17 protein-coding genes are annotated in these 15,393 nt (G+C 55.9%); 13 read left to right on the forward strand and 4 right to left on the reverse strand.

Features of this window, described 5'->3' with window-relative positions:
• Positions 1–64: 64 nt before the first annotated feature.
• The 4 genes from DXH95_RS12500 (at position 65) to DXH95_RS12515 (ending at position 3,564) form a co-directional block, all read left to right on the forward strand.
• Positions 65–811 (forward strand): electron transfer flavoprotein subunit beta/FixA family protein, encoded by a 747-nt coding sequence (locus tag DXH95_RS12500; RefSeq protein WP_115549856.1) that lies wholly within the window; start codon positions 65–67, stop codon positions 809–811.
• Entirely contained in the window at positions 808–1,737 is a 930-nt protein-coding gene (locus DXH95_RS12505) for an electron transfer flavoprotein subunit alpha/FixB family protein (RefSeq protein WP_115549857.1), read from the forward strand. The genes DXH95_RS12500 and DXH95_RS12505 overlap by 4 nt, the downstream gene beginning before the upstream one ends.
• A gap of 382 nt (positions 1,738–2,119) precedes the next feature.
• Positions 2,120–2,779 carry an energy transducer TonB gene (locus DXH95_RS12510; protein WP_181883672.1) on the forward strand — a complete coding sequence of 220 codons (660 nt, stop codon included), beginning with the start codon at positions 2,120–2,122 and terminating at the stop codon, positions 2,777–2,779.
• 8 nt (positions 2,780–2,787) lie between these two features.
• The gene (locus DXH95_RS12515; RefSeq protein ID WP_115549859.1) at positions 2,788–3,564 is read left to right on the forward strand and encodes an enoyl-CoA hydratase; all 777 of its coding nucleotides are present in this window, start codon (positions 2,788–2,790) and stop codon (positions 3,562–3,564) included.
• Here DXH95_RS12515 and DXH95_RS12520 read toward each other — a convergent pair.
• Genes DXH95_RS12520 through DXH95_RS12535 form a run of 4 tightly spaced genes read right to left on the reverse strand, consistent with a single transcriptional unit; the run spans position 3,561 to position 6,057 of the window.
• Entirely contained in the window at positions 3,561–4,646 is a 1,086-nt protein-coding gene (locus DXH95_RS12520; RefSeq protein WP_115549860.1) for a hypothetical protein, read from the reverse strand. The genes DXH95_RS12515 and DXH95_RS12520 overlap by 4 nt on opposite strands.
• Before the next feature lie 37 nt (positions 4,647–4,683).
• A complete protein-coding gene (locus tag DXH95_RS12525; RefSeq protein ID WP_147291738.1) occupies positions 4,684–5,100 on the reverse strand; it encodes a hypothetical protein in 417 nt (138 codons plus the stop codon).
• 23 nt (positions 5,101–5,123) lie between these two features.
• Positions 5,124–5,522: a hypothetical protein gene (locus DXH95_RS12530; RefSeq protein WP_115549862.1), complete on the reverse strand. Its 399-nt coding sequence runs from the start codon at positions 5,520–5,522 to the stop codon at positions 5,124–5,126.
• Positions 5,523–5,580: 58 nt separating this feature from the next.
• A complete protein-coding gene (locus DXH95_RS12535; protein ID WP_115549863.1) occupies positions 5,581–6,057 on the reverse strand; it encodes a response regulator transcription factor in 477 nt (158 codons plus the stop codon).
• 121 nt (positions 6,058–6,178) lie between these two features.
• Between DXH95_RS12535 and DXH95_RS12540 the strand changes: the two genes are divergently transcribed.
• From DXH95_RS12540 to DXH95_RS12580, 9 genes are all read left to right on the forward strand, one after another.
• Positions 6,179–6,382 carry a DUF2093 domain-containing protein gene (locus tag DXH95_RS12540; RefSeq protein WP_115550178.1) on the forward strand — a complete coding sequence of 68 codons (204 nt, stop codon included), beginning with the start codon at positions 6,179–6,181 and terminating at the stop codon, positions 6,380–6,382.
• 35 nt (positions 6,383–6,417) lie between these two features.
• Entirely contained in the window at positions 6,418–7,308 is an 891-nt protein-coding gene (locus DXH95_RS12545) for a M23 family metallopeptidase (RefSeq protein WP_115549864.1), read from the forward strand.
• A 238-nt stretch (positions 7,309–7,546) separates the two neighbouring features.
• A complete protein-coding gene (locus DXH95_RS12550) occupies positions 7,547–10,636 on the forward strand; it encodes a TonB-dependent receptor domain-containing protein (protein ID WP_181883673.1) in 3,090 nt (1,029 codons plus the stop codon).
• A 68-nt stretch (positions 10,637–10,704) separates the two neighbouring features.
• Entirely contained in the window at positions 10,705–12,693 is a 1,989-nt protein-coding gene (locus DXH95_RS12555; RefSeq protein ID WP_115549866.1) for a tetratricopeptide repeat-containing sulfotransferase family protein, read from the forward strand.
• Between the two features lie 110 nt (positions 12,694–12,803).
• A complete protein-coding gene (locus DXH95_RS12560; RefSeq protein ID WP_147291739.1) occupies positions 12,804–13,070 on the forward strand; it encodes a hypothetical protein in 267 nt (88 codons plus the stop codon).
• A gap of 126 nt (positions 13,071–13,196) precedes the next feature.
• Positions 13,197–13,457 carry a hypothetical protein gene (locus DXH95_RS12565; RefSeq protein WP_115549868.1) on the forward strand — a complete coding sequence of 87 codons (261 nt, stop codon included), beginning with the start codon at positions 13,197–13,199 and terminating at the stop codon, positions 13,455–13,457.
• 94 nt (positions 13,458–13,551) lie between these two features.
• Positions 13,552–13,782, forward strand: a complete 231-nt coding sequence (locus tag DXH95_RS12570) for a hypothetical protein (protein ID WP_147291740.1) — start codon at positions 13,552–13,554, stop codon at positions 13,780–13,782.
• Between the two features lie 10 nt (positions 13,783–13,792).
• A complete protein-coding gene (locus tag DXH95_RS12575) occupies positions 13,793–14,755 on the forward strand; it encodes an aspartyl/asparaginyl beta-hydroxylase domain-containing protein (RefSeq protein WP_147291741.1) in 963 nt (320 codons plus the stop codon).
• A 5-nt stretch (positions 14,756–14,760) separates the two neighbouring features.
• Positions 14,761–15,384: a sulfotransferase family 2 domain-containing protein gene (locus DXH95_RS12580; RefSeq protein ID WP_115549871.1), complete on the forward strand. Its 624-nt coding sequence runs from the start codon at positions 14,761–14,763 to the stop codon at positions 15,382–15,384.
• The last annotated feature ends 9 nt before the right edge of the window (positions 15,385–15,393 follow it).

Here is a 15,393-nt window from a genome sequence, read left to right on the forward strand (position 1 = left end):
GGGCGCCAGTTTTTGGGGCTATCCTGCCCCGTAAGGTGAGTCGGTTAGGAAAGGGAGAGACCCCATGAAGATCCTCGTCCCCGTTAAACGGGTGATCGACTATAATGTGAAACCCCGCGTAAAGCCGGATGGCACGGGTGTGGATCTGTCGAATGTCAAAATGTCGATGAACCCCTTTGATGAAATCGCTGTCGAAGAAGCGATCCGTCTGAAGGAAAAGGGTGCGGCTGCTGAGATCGTTGCGGTCTCGATCGGCCCCGACAAGGCGCAGGAAACGCTGCGCACCGCGCTCGCCATGGGTGCAGACCGTGCGATCCTCGTGGTTGCCGAAGATGTCGAACCCTTGGGCGTTGCCAAGATCCTTGCCAAGATTGTCGAAGAAGAAGCCCCGGGCCTCGTCATTCTCGGCAAGCAAGCGATCGACGACGATTCGAACCAGACTGGCCAGATGCTGGCTGCACTCACCGGCCGTCCACAGGGCACCTTTGCTTCGAAGGTCGAAGTGAAGGGAGATGCCGTCGAAGTGACCCGTGAAGTCGATGGCGGCCTTGAAACCGTCAGCCTGAAGACCCCGGCAATCGTCACCACCGATCTTCGCCTGAACGAGCCGCGCTATGCATCGCTGCCCAACATCATGAAGGCAAAGTCGAAGCCGCTCGCGCAGAAAACCCCCGCCGATTATGGCGTCGATGTCAGCCCGCGTCTGAAAACATTGAAGGTTGCCGAACCGCCGGTGCGCAGCGCCGGTATCAAGGTTGCCGATGTTGATGCGCTTGTTGCCAAGCTCAAGGAAATGGGAGTCGCAGGATGAAGACGCTCGTTTATGTCGAACATGACAATGCCTCGATGAAGGATGCGACGCTGGCCGTCGTGACCGCTGCTTCGCAGCTTGGCGAAGTGCATGCGCTGGTTGCGGGCCACAATTGCGGTGCGGTTGCCGATGCGGCTGCCAAGATTGCAGGCGTTTCCAAGGTGCATGTCGCCGATAACGCCGCTTATGCCAACCAGCTTGCGGAAAATGTCGCACCGCTGGTCGCCGATCTGATGGGTCATCATGATGCGGTGCTGTTCCCCGCAACCGCGCATGGCAAGAACATCGCCCCTCGCGTGGCTGCCCAGCTCGACGTGATGCAGATCAGCGATATCCTCTCGGTTGAAAGCGCCGATACCTTCACCCGCCCGATCTACGCCGGTAATGCTATCGCTACCGTGCAGTCGTCGGATGCGAAGAAGGTGATCACCGTTCGCGGCACCGCCTTTGCCAAGGCAGAAGTTGCCGGCGGCAGCGCCGCTGTCGAAGCCGTTTCGGGCCCCGGCGATGCTGGCACCTCGAGCTTTGTTGGCGCGGAAATCGTCAAGCTCGAGCGTCCCGAACTCACCAGTGCGAAGATCATCGTTTCGGGTGGTCGCGCACTTAAGGACGGACCGACTTTCGAAGCCACCATCTTCCCGCTTGCGGACAAGCTGGGTGCAGCGGTTGGTGCTTCGCGCGCTGCGGTCGATGCGGGCTATGTCCCCAACGATTATCAGGTCGGCCAGACCGGCAAGATCGTCGCCCCCGAAGTCTATATCGCTGTCGGCATTTCCGGCGCGATCCAGCACCTTGCGGGCATGAAGGATTCGAAAACCATCATAGCGATCAACAAGGACGAAGACGCACCGATCTTCCAGGTCGCGGATATCGGCCTTGTGGCAGACCTGTTCAACGCCGTGCCGGAATTGACCGGCAAGCTTTGAGTTTTCTCAAAGAAACTTTATAAAAGGGGCGGCCTTATTGGTCGCCCTTTTCATTTGTGGCCTAGTGATTCAAGGCGTTGCTTTCAGGTAATTTTTATTACAAACCATTGAAGCGCTGGAAGCGAGGAGTGAGATGAAAACTAGACGCTTTTCTTGGATTTTCTTACCCGTTTTTGCCGCACTGGCTTGCACGCCTGCGCATGCCAAGGAACCTTTAAGGCTGGCAGCTAGTTCGAATTGGCACGTCGATTATGGCGCCGACTATTGTCGACTGGCGCGGCAATATGGTGAAGGCGAGAATATCGTCTTTGCCTTTTTCGACAAATTTGGCCCCGACGAAGGCTTTCGCATAACCATAGCAGGAAAACCTGTCCGTACTGACGTGCTGAAAGCCGATGCGTGGGTTCAATTCGGACCATCCGAAGCCAAACAGCCGCTTCCTTTCTTGAAGGGCAATGTAGGAAAAAACGCGGCGTTACTTTTCAGTTCGGATGCACGAATTGCGCCTCCTTCGGACGATGAACTGAAGGCGATAAAGGATAAGAAGGAAGGCGAGTGGATCGAATTGGAGCCGATTGCTGCTAAGCGTTATGAGGCGATTCAACATCTGGAAATAGGTAAGCCCCTTCGCCAAACTATCGTCCTTGAAACGGGGCCTCTTAAAAGGCCGATGGAATCGTTGGACAAATGCATTGACGAACTCCTTACCCATTGGGGCATTGATGTAGAAAAGCACAAAAATCTGAAACGATCGCCTGTCCCCGCACAAAATCCCGGTCGCTGGATCTATTCGTCCGATTATCCGATGGACATGCTGCAAATCGGTCAACCTGCCCTCGTCGAATTCCGTCTAAGCGTAAACGAAGACGGGAAGCCGACCGCTTGTCACATTCAGGCAACGACAAGGCCCAAAGAGTTCGACGATGCCGTTTGCAAATCATTATTGCGCCGAGCCGCATTCGAACCGGCGTTGGACAGCGATGGCAAACCGATAGCATCCTATTGGCGAAGCCGCGTTCGGTTTCAAATCCCCGGTATTTGAGAGATAAAATGTTGGTCACCACAGAAGTCGAAGATGGGATTGCCGTCGTAACTCTCAACCGCCCAGAAGCGATGAATGCCCTGTCGCGGGCGTTGCGGGCGGAATTGGCAAAGGCGATGCGGGCTGTGGATGCTGATGAAAGCGTCCGCTGCGTCATCCTGACCGGGGCAGGTGAGCGCGCCTTTACCGCTGGGCTCGATCTGAAGGAATTGGGTGCGGATACCAGCAATCTGGGCGCGGCCAATGCCGAAAGCGCTGATGAAAATCCGGTGAAAGCGATCGAGATTTGCCGCAAGCCGGTTATTGGCGCAATCAACGGCGTTGCCATCACCGGCGGGTTCGAGGTAGCAATCGCCTGCGACATCCTGATCGCCTCCACCAACGCCCGTTTTGCCGATACCCACGCCCGGGTTGGCATCATGCCCGGCTGGGGCCTCTCGCAGAAACTGTCGCGCACCATTGGCATTTCACGCGCGAAGCAATTGTCGTTCAGCGGCAATTTTCTCGACGCCGAAACCGCTTGTGCCTGGGGGCTGGTCAACTCAGTCGTGCCGGCCAACGAACTTTTGACGCATGCCAAGGCGCTGGCGCGCGATATAGCCTCCGTCGATCCGGCGATGGTGCAGACCTATAAGCGATTGATCGACGACGGCTACGCATTGCCCTTCGGCGAAGCGATGGAGCACGAGGCCCGCGTTTCGCGCGCCGCCAACGGTCAGGTCAGCGCAGAAGAGGTGGAAGCACGCCGCATGGTCGTCATCGAACGTGGGCGGAAGCAGGGTTAGAAACCGGTCGACACGGTCAATGCTAATCCGTCCTTTGGATTGGCATTCCCTGCAACCCGCTGTCGCCAATCGAGTTGCAGGGTAAAATCCGCAAAACGTGTTTCGACGCGGGTGGCAATCGTCGGGCCAACGTCCAGTCGCCGCACGCCCGGTTGCCCTCCGGCCCACGCGCCTGCTCCTGCAGATAGCGGCAAGCCAGCAAGCGTCGCCACCGGATGCAGCATGCGACCATGGGCATCGAAGAAACCGCCGCCGTTCTTGCCGCTGACATATCCAGCCTGCCCATAGGCGTCGAGTTTCGCCTTACCGATAATTGCCACATCATTGACGCCGCCTGCAGCATAGAAAGCGAACCTGTCCTTGCCATCGAGTCGGAAACGTCGCTCCGCGGACACTGATATCGGCCAGTGGCGGTTAAGCTGCCACCGTGCGCCCAGCGCGAGTTCGCGTTCATTCCCATCCGGGGTGGCGGACGCTCTTGCGAGCAGCGCGACGCCTTTTTCAACTCTGCTAAAGGGATCCCAAGTTGCGATCAATCCGGCCTGACTTCCTCCATATTGCGCGGCGGGTGCAAAGGCATCGGATCCGCTGCCCTGTCGCCACAAACTATACCCATATAGCTGAATGCGGCGTTGGCGTTGCGCGGCGGGCAGATTTGCGGGTGTCAAAGCGGTCGGTACCGTTGGAACTGCAGCAGCCACTTGCGCGAATGGCAGTGGCTGAACAGTTCCGCTACCAGCGCCTTGTTCTGTCGACCGCATCATATGCGGTGCCTGTTTGCCAATGCGAACAGGGCGGTAGAATGTCCAGCCATCGCGCTCGGGTTGCGGATTGCCCGATACCGAACCAGATTTGGCTATCGGATTGTCCAACAGGCCGGGCCAGAAGGGACAAGCCAGTTCGGGATTCGGGTCGCGTACTGCGATATGCGGTGCCTTTGGTGCAACCCGGCCAATGATTTGTTCGGTCGGTGCTGGCTCAGACTGCAACGCGAATGCGCGTCCGACACTCCAACCGGCAATGACCAGGACGGGATAGATGAGTGCACGCCCCCTCAGCCCCGAAGTCGGTGCTTCGATCATATTTTGCTCCTACAGTAAGGCCGTCAGGATCTAAGGCTCAGCCCTGCGGATATCCGACATGTCGAGTTCGTTTGATCGATGCGCAGATGATCAGTGCCAGCATAGGATAAGCCAGGTACATGGTCATCAGGGCATAAGGCGCTGGCAATATGTCATCGAACAGAGCCCTTTGTGCATGAACCAGCACAGCCACCAACTGCCAGCCAGTTACCCAATAAGGCCAGAACCGGTCGCTGCGCAGCGACAGCCACCAGAAACTTGCGAGCACAATCAGGTCGACAAGCATCAGATCAACAATCAGTTTTGACCAATTGGCGTCGAAGCCAAGCAGCGACGATGCGAGCGATCCGGACAAAGCCGTTGCCGCCCCCCATTTTTCGCTGCCCGCTCCTTTCCAAAAGGCCAGAACAACGGTCAGACCCAGAAACATGTAATAGAAATAAGCGTGGTTCACAGTATATCCGGGCCTGACATGACTTAAGCGGCGCGACCTGAAGCCGTTTGGACCTCTTTCACAATCGCTACTTCTTCGCCGTTATGATTTTGTGGCATAGGTACAGCGATGCTGCCTGACGGAGGCTTGGGGAGTCCTGCACCAAACATGCGCGTTCCCAGACCTACCTGCTTTTGGGTTTCGCCAAGCGCATGATGCGCATCGGTTATCATCTGGCGGACATTGCCTGCCGCTGCAACGGCCTGCGTCACTTTGGTCACGGCATCCTGCCCCACCATCGCCGACATCCGTGTTTCGAACCGTGCGACCGGCAATGTGGCGGCAAGACGGGCAATCTTGATGATGGCGTCGTCGATGGCGTTTTCGGCTTCGTGCAGATCGGCGGCGATGCGCTGAGCGGCTTTGATACGGTCTTTTAGCATGCAGATTTCCTGTTCGGTTGCGTGCTACCATAATGGCAGCACGGTGAGGACAGCCCGGTCAGGTCAGCATCGCTCCCAAACCGAGCAGAACGGAATAAAGGGCGGCGAAAGCCATGATGGTTCCGAATGCAATCAAGATCGGCCACAGGATACGCTCCCTCCGGCCATGCGAATTATATGGCCGACCCCGCGTCGGAAACGGATACCCAATCCCTGTTTTGGGAAACCGGTATCCGCTTTCGTGCGAAGCCCCGCTGTCATCGGCCGATGCGAATTGCGGTCCAAGCTGCGGAGCTTGATATATCAAAGGTTGAGGTCCGTTTCCGGCACTGGCGGCAACGATGCGCGCAGCGTCAATTCGAGACGTAACCCCCAATATGCGGTTCGCGCGCCTTAGCCGTTCATCGACTGTGTGCGGCGAAACGCCCATGATACGGGCGATTTCCTTGGAGCTGCGGTGCGCGAACACGTGCCGCAAAGTCTCAACTTGCACGGCACTTAATTTCTCGACGCGTTGGTCCTGATTATCGCCCACACCTCCATGTTAACGATATTTCTTACGCGCGTGCCATATAATATTGGTTAGGATTTTACATCTTGGCAGATACGGCAGGTCCAAGATTGCGGCATGGTCGTCAATCGTGCATATGGACGACATGTTGATGATGAACCGCAATAAAGAAGCCCGACTTCACTATATGGCCAACGGCTTTCGTATGCTTTCTAGCGGCGACCATGTTCGCTGCGCGGTCAGTGGAGAGCAAATCCCGCTCGACGAACTGCGTTATTGGAGCGTCGCCTTGCAGGAACCTTACGCTTCGCCTGAAATTTCCGTGAAGGCAGCGCTGGGTAAGCGCTGATATACAAAGCGGTGATATTAAATTCCAAAACTGCCGTGCTGCTGTTTGTTGCGGCTGTCGCCAGTTGCACCGCTCACCCGTCCGCCGAGCCATTGCCTGTAGCAGTCAGTCCACCTGCAAAGGTAGAGCCAACAAAGTTTGATGCACCTGTGACGCCGCACAGTGCGCGCGATCAGTTCTGGTTGGCCCGTCCGGCTGTGCAGGGTTCGGTTACGATCGCGCGTGCGCCTTCCGACGCGGTAAAGGTCACATTCAACGGCGCACAGGTTCCACTGAGCGCCGATGGCTTTTTGCTGGTCGGTTTTGATCGTGATGCAGAAAATAGTGCCAGCCTCGTCGCTCATCGCGCCGATGGCACGCTGATCGAGCAATATATCCCGGTGCGCCCGGGAAACTGGGCGATCCAGCATGTGAACGCCAATCCTTTGGGAGCCGCGAAAACGAGCGAAGAGTTTCAGGCCAGGCGAGGCCCGGAACTCGCACGCATTAACGCGGCCCGCGCCCAGATTCATGACAGTGGCGGTTGGCGACAGGATTTTATCTGGCCGCTAAAAGGCAGGATTTCGGGAAGGTTCGGTGCCCAGCGTGTCTACAATGGCACGCCCGGCAGCTATCATAGCGGCCTCGATATTGCGATGCCGACCGGTACGGCCTTTGTGGCTCCAGCAGATGGAATTGTCACTTTGACCGCCAAGCAGCCCTTCACGCTGGAGGGGCATCTACTGATGATTGACCATGGTATGGGGCTAAACAGCGCATTTCTGCATTGTTCTGAACTATTGGTCGAAGAAGGCCAGGTGGTGAAACAGGGGCAGGTCATCGGCCGGGTCGGAGCAACGGGTCGGGCCAGTGGACCGCACTTACACTGGGGAATGAAATGGCGCGCGGCGCGTGTTGATCCGCTGGCGTTGCTGCCTGCGCAATAGGCTACGTTGCGCTACGCTTACCGTGTTGCAAAATAGTTACAATTGGCGAAAAACGGCGTTCTAGCACGGCATTTTCTTTGCCCTTTGCGCAAAAATGTTCCAACAGCCATGGCAATCTGGAGGGGACTGTGCTGCTCGCAAGGCAGTATTTCCGGCATTCAGAGAATTTGAAACGACGATTCCGGCTCCTTTTTGGGGCAGTTTCGTCATCACAGATATAGGGGCTGGACACGTGAAAATGACACGTCTTAGCAATTTGAAGTCGACGACCGCGCCGCTGGTGCTTGGTCTCGCAATGATTTCGACCCCCGTCTTCGCACAGGATGCGGCAGACGAGGCAGCAGACGAAGGTACGCCCATCGTCGTCACCGGTTCGCGCATCGCGCGTCCCAACCTCGATTCGAACAGCCCGGTTTCGGTTGTCACGGGCGAGCAAGCAGTCGCAAACGCAGACGTTACGCTCGACACCTTCCTCAACACCCTGCCCGGTGTTAACCCGGCGGGTACCACCACTTCGAACAACCCCGGCAACGGCGGTCAGTCGAACATCAACCTTCGTGGTCTCGGTTCGAACCGTAACCTTGTGCTGATCAACGGTCGTCGCCCGATGGTGTCGGCTTCGGATCAGACGGTCGACTTGAACACCATTCCGCAGGGCTTGATCGAGCGTATCGACGTGACCACCGGCGGTGCAGGTGCGGCCTATGGTGCCGACGCTATCGCAGGTGTCGTCAACATGATCCTGAAGGATGATTTTGAAGGCCTCGATCTTCGCGCGACCTATTCGAACACTGTTTCGGAAATGGATGCCCGCGAATATCAGATCAGCGGCACCATCGGCGGCAACTTTGCCGACGGCCGTGGTAATATCGCCTTCTCGGCTGAATATTCAAACCGTCAGGGTCTTGTGAAAGGCCAGCGCGGCTTTGCCTCGCAGGCAACTTCGACCACAGGTTCGTTCCCGACCGGTACGTTCGTCAACAGCTCGACCAACCCGATCACTCAGGCTGCTGTTAATGCATTGTTTGCCGGCTATGGCGTTGCGGCAGCGCAAACGCCGACGATCACGCAGTTGGGCTTTAACTCGGACGGAACCTTGTTCGGTCGTGGCACATTCAACAGCCCAGTAGACGTATCAAACTTCCGCTATTCGGTTGACTCGCCTGCAAATCCGAACCTGAACTTCTTCCCGGATTTCTACAGCTACAACTTCGACATCATCAACCTGTTGGTCCTGCCGCTTGAGCGCAAGTCGGCATTTCTGGCTGGGCATTATGAAATTAACCCATCGTTCGATTTCTTCATGCAGGGTGGCTTCACCGAATATTCGTCGTCCACCGCGCTTGCGCCGACCCCTGTAAGCACGGGTATTGTCAATACCTTGTCGTCTGCGTCGCAATTGAATGCCCGCTCGCCGCTGGTCACCTTGACACATGATGCGGGTGCTGGCGCGGGCGTAACGGCTGGCCGCATCACCGGGTTCGTCGTTCCGGTAACAAACCCGTTTATTTCGGCTGATTTGCGTTCGTTGTTGAACACCCGGACTGGCAACGATCCCAATCTCACGGGCTCGGGGGCCGCTGAAGGCGTTCGCATCGGCTATCGTTTCCTTGGTACCGGTCTTCGTGAGTCAACAAACGAAAACGAAGTTCTTCAAGCACTCGCTGGCCTTCGTGGTGAGATCGCTCCCGGCTGGCGCTATGAAGCCTATTACAGTTGGGGCAAAACCACCATTGACACAACTGCTGCCGGTAACGTCAACGTCCAGCAGGTTCAGCGCTTGCTCGAAGCTCCGGATGGTGGCGCCAGCCTTTGCGCAGGCGGGTTCAATCCGTTCGGTATCCAGCCGCTTTCGCAAGCTTGCGTAGATTTTGTGGACGAAGTTGGTCGTACCAAAACTACCTTCACGCAGAAAATTGCCCAGGCCTATGTTAGCGGTGAACTGACCGAACTGCCCGGCGGTCCGCTCGGCGTCGTCTTCGGTGTCGAATCGCGCAAGTTCCGCTACGCATTCGATCCGGGCGCCCTGTTCGGTCCGATTGCCGGCTTCAACACCGGTACGCCTGACCTTGGTACCAACAGCTTCCTCGATTTCTTCGCTGAGCTTCGCGCTCCGATCATGGATAATCTGGAACTGTCGCTGACTGCGCGTCATTCGAAGAGCGACTTCAACGACATCGCCAACGGTGTTGACGGAACGCCTTCTAAGGATTGGGCATATGGCGGTACGTTGTCTTACTCGCCGGTCGATGCGGTTCGTCTGCGTGCCAGCTACCAGCACTCGGTTCGTGCACCGAACTTTGGTGAACTCTTCTCGGGCGGTGGCAGCTTCCCGCAGATCTTTGATCCTTGCTCGGTCACCTCGAACTTCCGTACCACCGGTGGCGCTGCAGCAGCGAATATCTGCCGCAACGGCGCATTTGGTGGCGCAGGCCGTGGCGTTGGTGCTGGTACTCTCAACACCTTTGTGGCCACTCCGGGCGCTCAGGCGTTTATCACCGTTACCGGTAACCCGAACCTGAAACCCGAAAAGTCGGATACTTTCACCGTTGGTGGCGTGTTCTCGGCAGCTGGCTTCACCGGCTCGATCGACTATTACAACATCAAGATCACCGACACGATCTTTAACCCAGACGTCAATGAAATCATTGCTTCGTGCTATGGTTACAATGACATCAATCCCGGTCTTGATCCGAACAGCCCGTACTGCGCTGGTATTGCCCGTTCGGGCGATGCCATCACCGGCATTTACTTGCCTGCGTCGCTCGGCGGTGACGCCAATGGTTACTTCCAGGCGGTTAACCAGGGCTCGGTGAAAACTTCAGGTGTCGATGTTCAATTGGGTTATCGCTTGCCGACCGAATTTGTTTCGGAAACCTCGGCAATCAACTTCAATCTGTTGGTAAGCTACCTGATCGACTTCAAGAATGTTGGTCTTGGTGGTTTGAAGACCGACTATGCCGGCTCGGCTTCCTTCTTCGGTGCAGGTCTGGGAACCAGCTTCCCGCGCTGGAAGGGCAACTTGAATGTGGCATGGACCCTGAATGAAAATCTGAAGTTCGATACCCGCGTTCGCTACATCCACAAGATGGTCAACCGCGCTGCCAAGCAGTATGTTGGTGAAACCTTCTCGGGTCCGGGTGCAGCATGGTATTTCGACTTCGGTCTGGAAGCCAATGTCGATGCGCTTACCTTCCGCCTCGGTTTGAACAACGCGTTCGACCGCAAACCGGAAACCTATGCGCCGAACGTACAGTCGGGCACCGATCCGTCGCTCTACGACGTTCTCGGCCGCCGCGCTTATGTGTCGGCTCGCCTGCGCTTCTAACGCAAGCTAAAGCAAAAAAGGAAAGGGCGGGACTGGTTTCCCGCCCTTTTTCTATCTAGGACGCAGGCATGAAATCACAGGAACGGATGCGGGCGGCTCATGCGGCCTATCAAAAAGGCGATTTGTCAGGAGCGTTGGTACAGGCCGAAGCGGTGTTGAAAGCCCTGCCGCGCGATCATGTCGCTCTCCAATTTGCTGGCGTCGTTGCAGCGCAGGCTGGATTTCCGGAAAAAGCGTCTGATTTCCTTCGCAAAGCGATTGCCTGTGGTGGTGACAATGACGATAATCGAATCAACCTCGCAAAAGTACTCGCCGAACTAGGGCAATGGAACGAGGCTCTAAAACTATGTCAGCCACCTGATGGAAAACCGTCTCAAGACCTGCAAAGGCTAGAAGCAGATCTGCTTAAAGCGCAAGGTCGCCCGAATGAAGCAGTATGGGCCTATGAACGTATAGTTCACGAGCAGCCTGACAATTTTGACGCTTGGAACAATTTGGGTAATGCCCGCCATGAATCGGGCGATTTGGATGCTGCGATGGATGCTTTCCAGCGTGCCCGACAGTTGAAGCCTCAGGAGTCGATCGTTTTCACAAATATCGCTCGTGTGCTCATGTCGAAGGATCGATATGAAGACGCCTGCCTTATGCTCGAAAAAGCTGCGTTGCTTGCGCCCCAGGACCCGGCGCCGCTAATTGAACTCGGCAGGACATTGACGAGCATGGACCATCCCGAGGCTGGTCTGCGGGCTCTGGGTGACGCTGCCAGACTCGATCCCAAAAATCCCAGAGTCTTTGTGTCCATCGGACAGGCCTTTACAGACTTGTCCAATCAGCCGCAGGCGGAGCGCGCCTTCAAATTTGCGCTGCAGGCCGATGCAAAAAATCCGGTCGGCTATCTCAATCTCGGCATATTGCTGGAAAAGGCAAATCGCGTTGACGAACTTTCCGCACTTGTTGCGGCGGCCCGGCAGCATGGTGTGGATGGGCCAGAAATCAGTTATCTGGAAGCGTTGATGCTAAGCCGTGCTGGCAAGCTTGATGAAGCGCTGCAGTTGGCGAAATCAATTTCGTCCACCGCCATCAATGAAGCTACAATTGCGCAGTTGAAGGGACAGTTGGCGGATAAACTAGGACTGATTGACGAAGCCTTCTGGGCCTATGAAGACATGAACCGGGCAATGGCGCAAAGCCCATTGGGTTTAAGTGTCGATCGCAGTGCCTATCAGCGCAATATGGATGGTCTCAGACATCAGACCACGGCTGACTGGTTTGCGGGTTGGCCGAAAGTTGACGTTTCACGCGATCCTCCATCTCCGGTGTTCCTCGTCGGATTCCCTCGATCAGGCACAACTCTGCTTGATACCATATTGATGGGGCATAGCGACACGCACGTACTGGAGGAAATCCCGCTGATCGAAACAGTTGCCCAGGCCGTGGGCGATTTGACGCGCGTCGGTGAGTTGAGCGCCAATGAGGTGGCGGCGATGCGGGAGCTTTATTTTCAAGAACTTGCAAAGGCTTCGCCCGTTCCTGCCGGTAAGATGGTGATCGACAAGAACCCTTTGTCGATGGTGCGCATGCCACTGATCCACCGTCTTTTCCCCGATGCGAAAATCATACTTGCGATGCGGCATCCATGCGATGTCGTGCTCAGTTGTTACATGCAGAATTTTAAGCCTACCGAAGCCATGTCGAGCTTTCTTGATCTTGCCAATGCAGCGCGAACTTATGATCGCATTTTCGCTTATTGGGAGACGTGCCGCAAAGTTTTACCGCTCGATGTGCACATGCTGCGCTATGAAGCGATGGTGGAAGACGTCGAAAGCGAAGTGCGGCCGCTGTTCGACTTTCTGGGGCTTGAATGGGAAAGTGGCGTGCTGGACCACCAGAAAACCGCTCGTGAGCGGGGCTACATTCGTACACCCAGCTATGCGCAGGTTACCGAGAAGGTCTATTCGTCCGCCAGCGGCCGTTGGCAGCGTTACCGGAAGTATATGAACGAGGTGCTGCCCATTTTGCAGCCATGGGCAAAAGCCTATGGCTATGAAGTCGATTGATAATTTTGGTCATACGGCGCTGCTGACGCTCCTAACAGATACTAGTTCTCTTCGCCTGTTGCGTGCAGCGGCTGCTTGCTGCAACTTCATTGAATCCGGTCAATGGAGAAATGAATATGCGCAAGCTGAAATTGTTGGTTGTCTTCGCAATCTCTGCGCCTGCATTGTCCGTTGTTCCTGCCGCTGCTGATAATGGCTCACAGGATGGCGACCGGATGATTTGCAAATACCGCCAACAAACTGGTACCCGGTTCAAGACCAAAATTTGCAAGACCGCGGCGCAATGGGAAGCCATGGCCGAAGAGCATCGAAACGCGCTGAAGCAAATTGTCGATCTTCCGCAGATAAAGGTTTGCGGACCGAACGGGTGCGACTGAGCATTTGCTTCGACATTTGAGCGACAGCGTTCGACCAGCGCAACATTGGGAGTCTAGCTCGAATTTCTTACGCTGCTACATTTCGACCAGGATGGTTCGGAATATGCGAATTGGCAGGAGAATTCGATGCTGAAAATGGTGTTATTCTTCGTCCCCCTTTGTACGGCTGCGCCGATGCCATTGGTCGCAATGTCGGCACCAGCCGAAATGCCCGAGGCGCGAATGATTTGCAAATATAGCCAGCAAACCGGCACAAGGTTCAAAAAGCGGACCTGCAAAACAGCTGCGGAGTGGGAGGCTATGGCCGAAGCGCATCGTGAAGGGTTGCGCGAAACGGCCGTGCGTCCGCAGATACAGGTGTGCGACCCGCGAAATGGTTGCAACTGATATCAGCAGTTTTCGGCGTTCCAGCCGTCGGCATTGACTGTCCCGTGCCAAATAGCCAAAAAGCGTCTGTCGATAATCAGAGGCAGATGATTTTATGCGTATCATGTTAATGGGCGTCGCCGCTCTAACAATGGTTGCCCCGCTGCATGCTGACAACAAAGCTGATTCCGCCGATCGCATGATTTGCAAATATCGTCAGGAAACCGGCACGCGTTTCAAAGCAAAAGTGTGCAAGACGGCCGCGCAATGGGACGAAATGGCCGAGCAGAACCGCGCGGGACTGAAAGAATTGGTCGATAGGCCTCAGATCGAAGTAAACAAGTGACCCTGTCGTCGTGAAAATAGATAGGCCCTTGCTCAAACTGCCGCGGCGATATTGTCAGCAGACGCTGGCCGCCGAAGTGGCTGCCTTGCCGCCTTCGGCGTGGTTACCGCATCCTGGTCGTATCGTCGGCAATGATGCAGTTCCTTTAATTACCCCCCATGGCGCAATCACCAATGCCTTTGCCGGCCCCATGGCACCAACCGAGCATTTGCGCGCATGCTCCTATATTATGGAAATCATGGCTGATCTGGGCGCGGTCTGGGGTCGCAGCCGCTTGATGGGGTTGGCACCGGGAGCGATTGTTCCCGAGCATGTCGATGTCGGCCATTATTGGCGTACACATTTGCGCATCCATATCCCCGTAATCACCAATCCTGGCGTCGAGTTCACTTGCGAAGGTGAAACGGTGAATATGGCGGCGGGCGAATGCTGGATTTTCGATTCTTTCCGCATTCATGATGTGCGCAATAGCGGGACCGAGAAGCGGGTTCACCTCGTTCTCGACACCGTCGGTGGCGAGAAATTATGGGATTTGATGCGGGCAGGTGAGCAGGCCGGTCGCGATCCGGATGTTGCGGTCTTCGTCGCACCGGGCACCGTACCGACCGACAATTTGCGTTATGAGCAGATCAATACCCCGGACATCATGTCGGTGTGGGAAGTGCGCTGCCATGTCGATTTCTTGCTCGACCAAGCGCCCGCTGGAGATTTACTCGATAGCACGAGACATCAGCTGGAGCGTTTTCTGCACGAATGGGGCGCGCTCTGGGCCCAGTCGGGCACTGACAGCAATGCCTTGCCAAATTACCGCAACCTGATTGAACAGATACGGCGTGAATTGCAGCATTTGCAAAGCGGACGGATTGTCCTGCCAAACGGCGTGCCACTCGACCGCGCGCTCAACGAACTGGTGTTCATGGCAGCGGCTCCCGTTTCATCTGCACCCAAACCGGCAATGGTCGCTGCGCGCTAACTCCCATGATTGTGTCGCACCTGCACCGATTCATATTCGTCGCCGTACCCAAAACAGGTACGCATTCTGTGCGTCAGGCGCTGCGGGGACATATGGGGCCTGATGATATGGAACAGGCACGGCTTTTCATTGAAAAGCAGTTCCCCATTCCAGAGCTCGCGAGGTTGGGGCATGGGCACCTCAGTTTCCAAGATGTCCGCCCGCATCTGGGTGAAGAGGCTTTTGCGAGTTATTTCAAATTTGCATTTGTCCGCAATCCGTTCGACCGCTTCATTTCCTATTGCTCCTTTGCCACCAGCCGCGAGGGAACGTTTGAACGCGATCCCAAGCGCGTAATGCGGCATTTTCTGTTCGATGCGCCGCCGCATAACCACATCATTTTCAAACCACAGTTTACCTTTTTATGCGGGCCGGATGGGCAATTGCAGGCCGATTATCTGGGCAAGGTCGAAACGATGCAGGCCTCATATAATGAGGTAGCAAAGCGCCTTGGCATCGCAACAATACCGCTCGACCACGCAAATCGTTCACGTCGCGGCGATTATAAAGACTATTATGATCAGGAACTGATCGACGGAGTCGCACGGATTTACGCTCGCGATCTCGATCTGTTCGGTTACGATTATTGAAGGGCGCAC

It is taken from the genome of Sphingorhabdus pulchriflava (assembly GCF_003367235.1).
Taxonomy (GTDB): domain Bacteria; phylum Pseudomonadota; class Alphaproteobacteria; order Sphingomonadales; family Sphingomonadaceae; genus Sphingorhabdus_B; species Sphingorhabdus_B pulchriflava.

What these genes read in the sequence shown, in the direction of transcription:
- DXH95_RS12505 (WP_115549857.1), top strand. Translation starts at nt 808, where the DNA reads ATGAAGACGCTCGTTTATGTCGAACATGACAATGCCTCGATGAAGGAT.
- DXH95_RS12565 (WP_115549868.1), top strand. Translation starts at nt 13,197, where the DNA reads ATGCTGAAAATGGTGTTATTCTTCGTCCCCCTTTGTACGGCTGCGCCG.
- DXH95_RS12500 (WP_115549856.1), top strand. Translation starts at nt 65, where the DNA reads ATGAAGATCCTCGTCCCCGTTAAACGGGTGATCGACTATAATGTGAAA.
- DXH95_RS12540 (WP_115550178.1), top strand. Translation starts at nt 6,179, where the DNA reads ATGTTGATGATGAACCGCAATAAAGAAGCCCGACTTCACTATATGGCC.
- DXH95_RS12520 (WP_115549860.1), bottom strand. Translation starts at nt 4,646, where the DNA reads ATGATCGAAGCACCGACTTCGGGGCTGAGGGGGCGTGCACTCATCTAT.
- DXH95_RS12555 (WP_115549866.1), top strand. Translation starts at nt 10,705, where the DNA reads ATGAAATCACAGGAACGGATGCGGGCGGCTCATGCGGCCTATCAAAAA.
- DXH95_RS12530 (WP_115549862.1), bottom strand. Translation starts at nt 5,522, where the DNA reads ATGCTAAAAGACCGTATCAAAGCCGCTCAGCGCATCGCCGCCGATCTG.
- DXH95_RS12560 (WP_147291739.1), top strand. Translation starts at nt 12,804, where the DNA reads ATGAATATGCGCAAGCTGAAATTGTTGGTTGTCTTCGCAATCTCTGCG.
- DXH95_RS12570 (WP_147291740.1), top strand. Translation starts at nt 13,552, where the DNA reads ATGCGTATCATGTTAATGGGCGTCGCCGCTCTAACAATGGTTGCCCCG.
- DXH95_RS12580 (WP_115549871.1), top strand. Translation starts at nt 14,761, where the DNA reads ATGATTGTGTCGCACCTGCACCGATTCATATTCGTCGCCGTACCCAAA.
- DXH95_RS12550 (WP_181883673.1), top strand. Translation starts at nt 7,547, where the DNA reads ATGACACGTCTTAGCAATTTGAAGTCGACGACCGCGCCGCTGGTGCTT.
- DXH95_RS12515 (WP_115549859.1), top strand. Translation starts at nt 2,788, where the DNA reads ATGTTGGTCACCACAGAAGTCGAAGATGGGATTGCCGTCGTAACTCTC.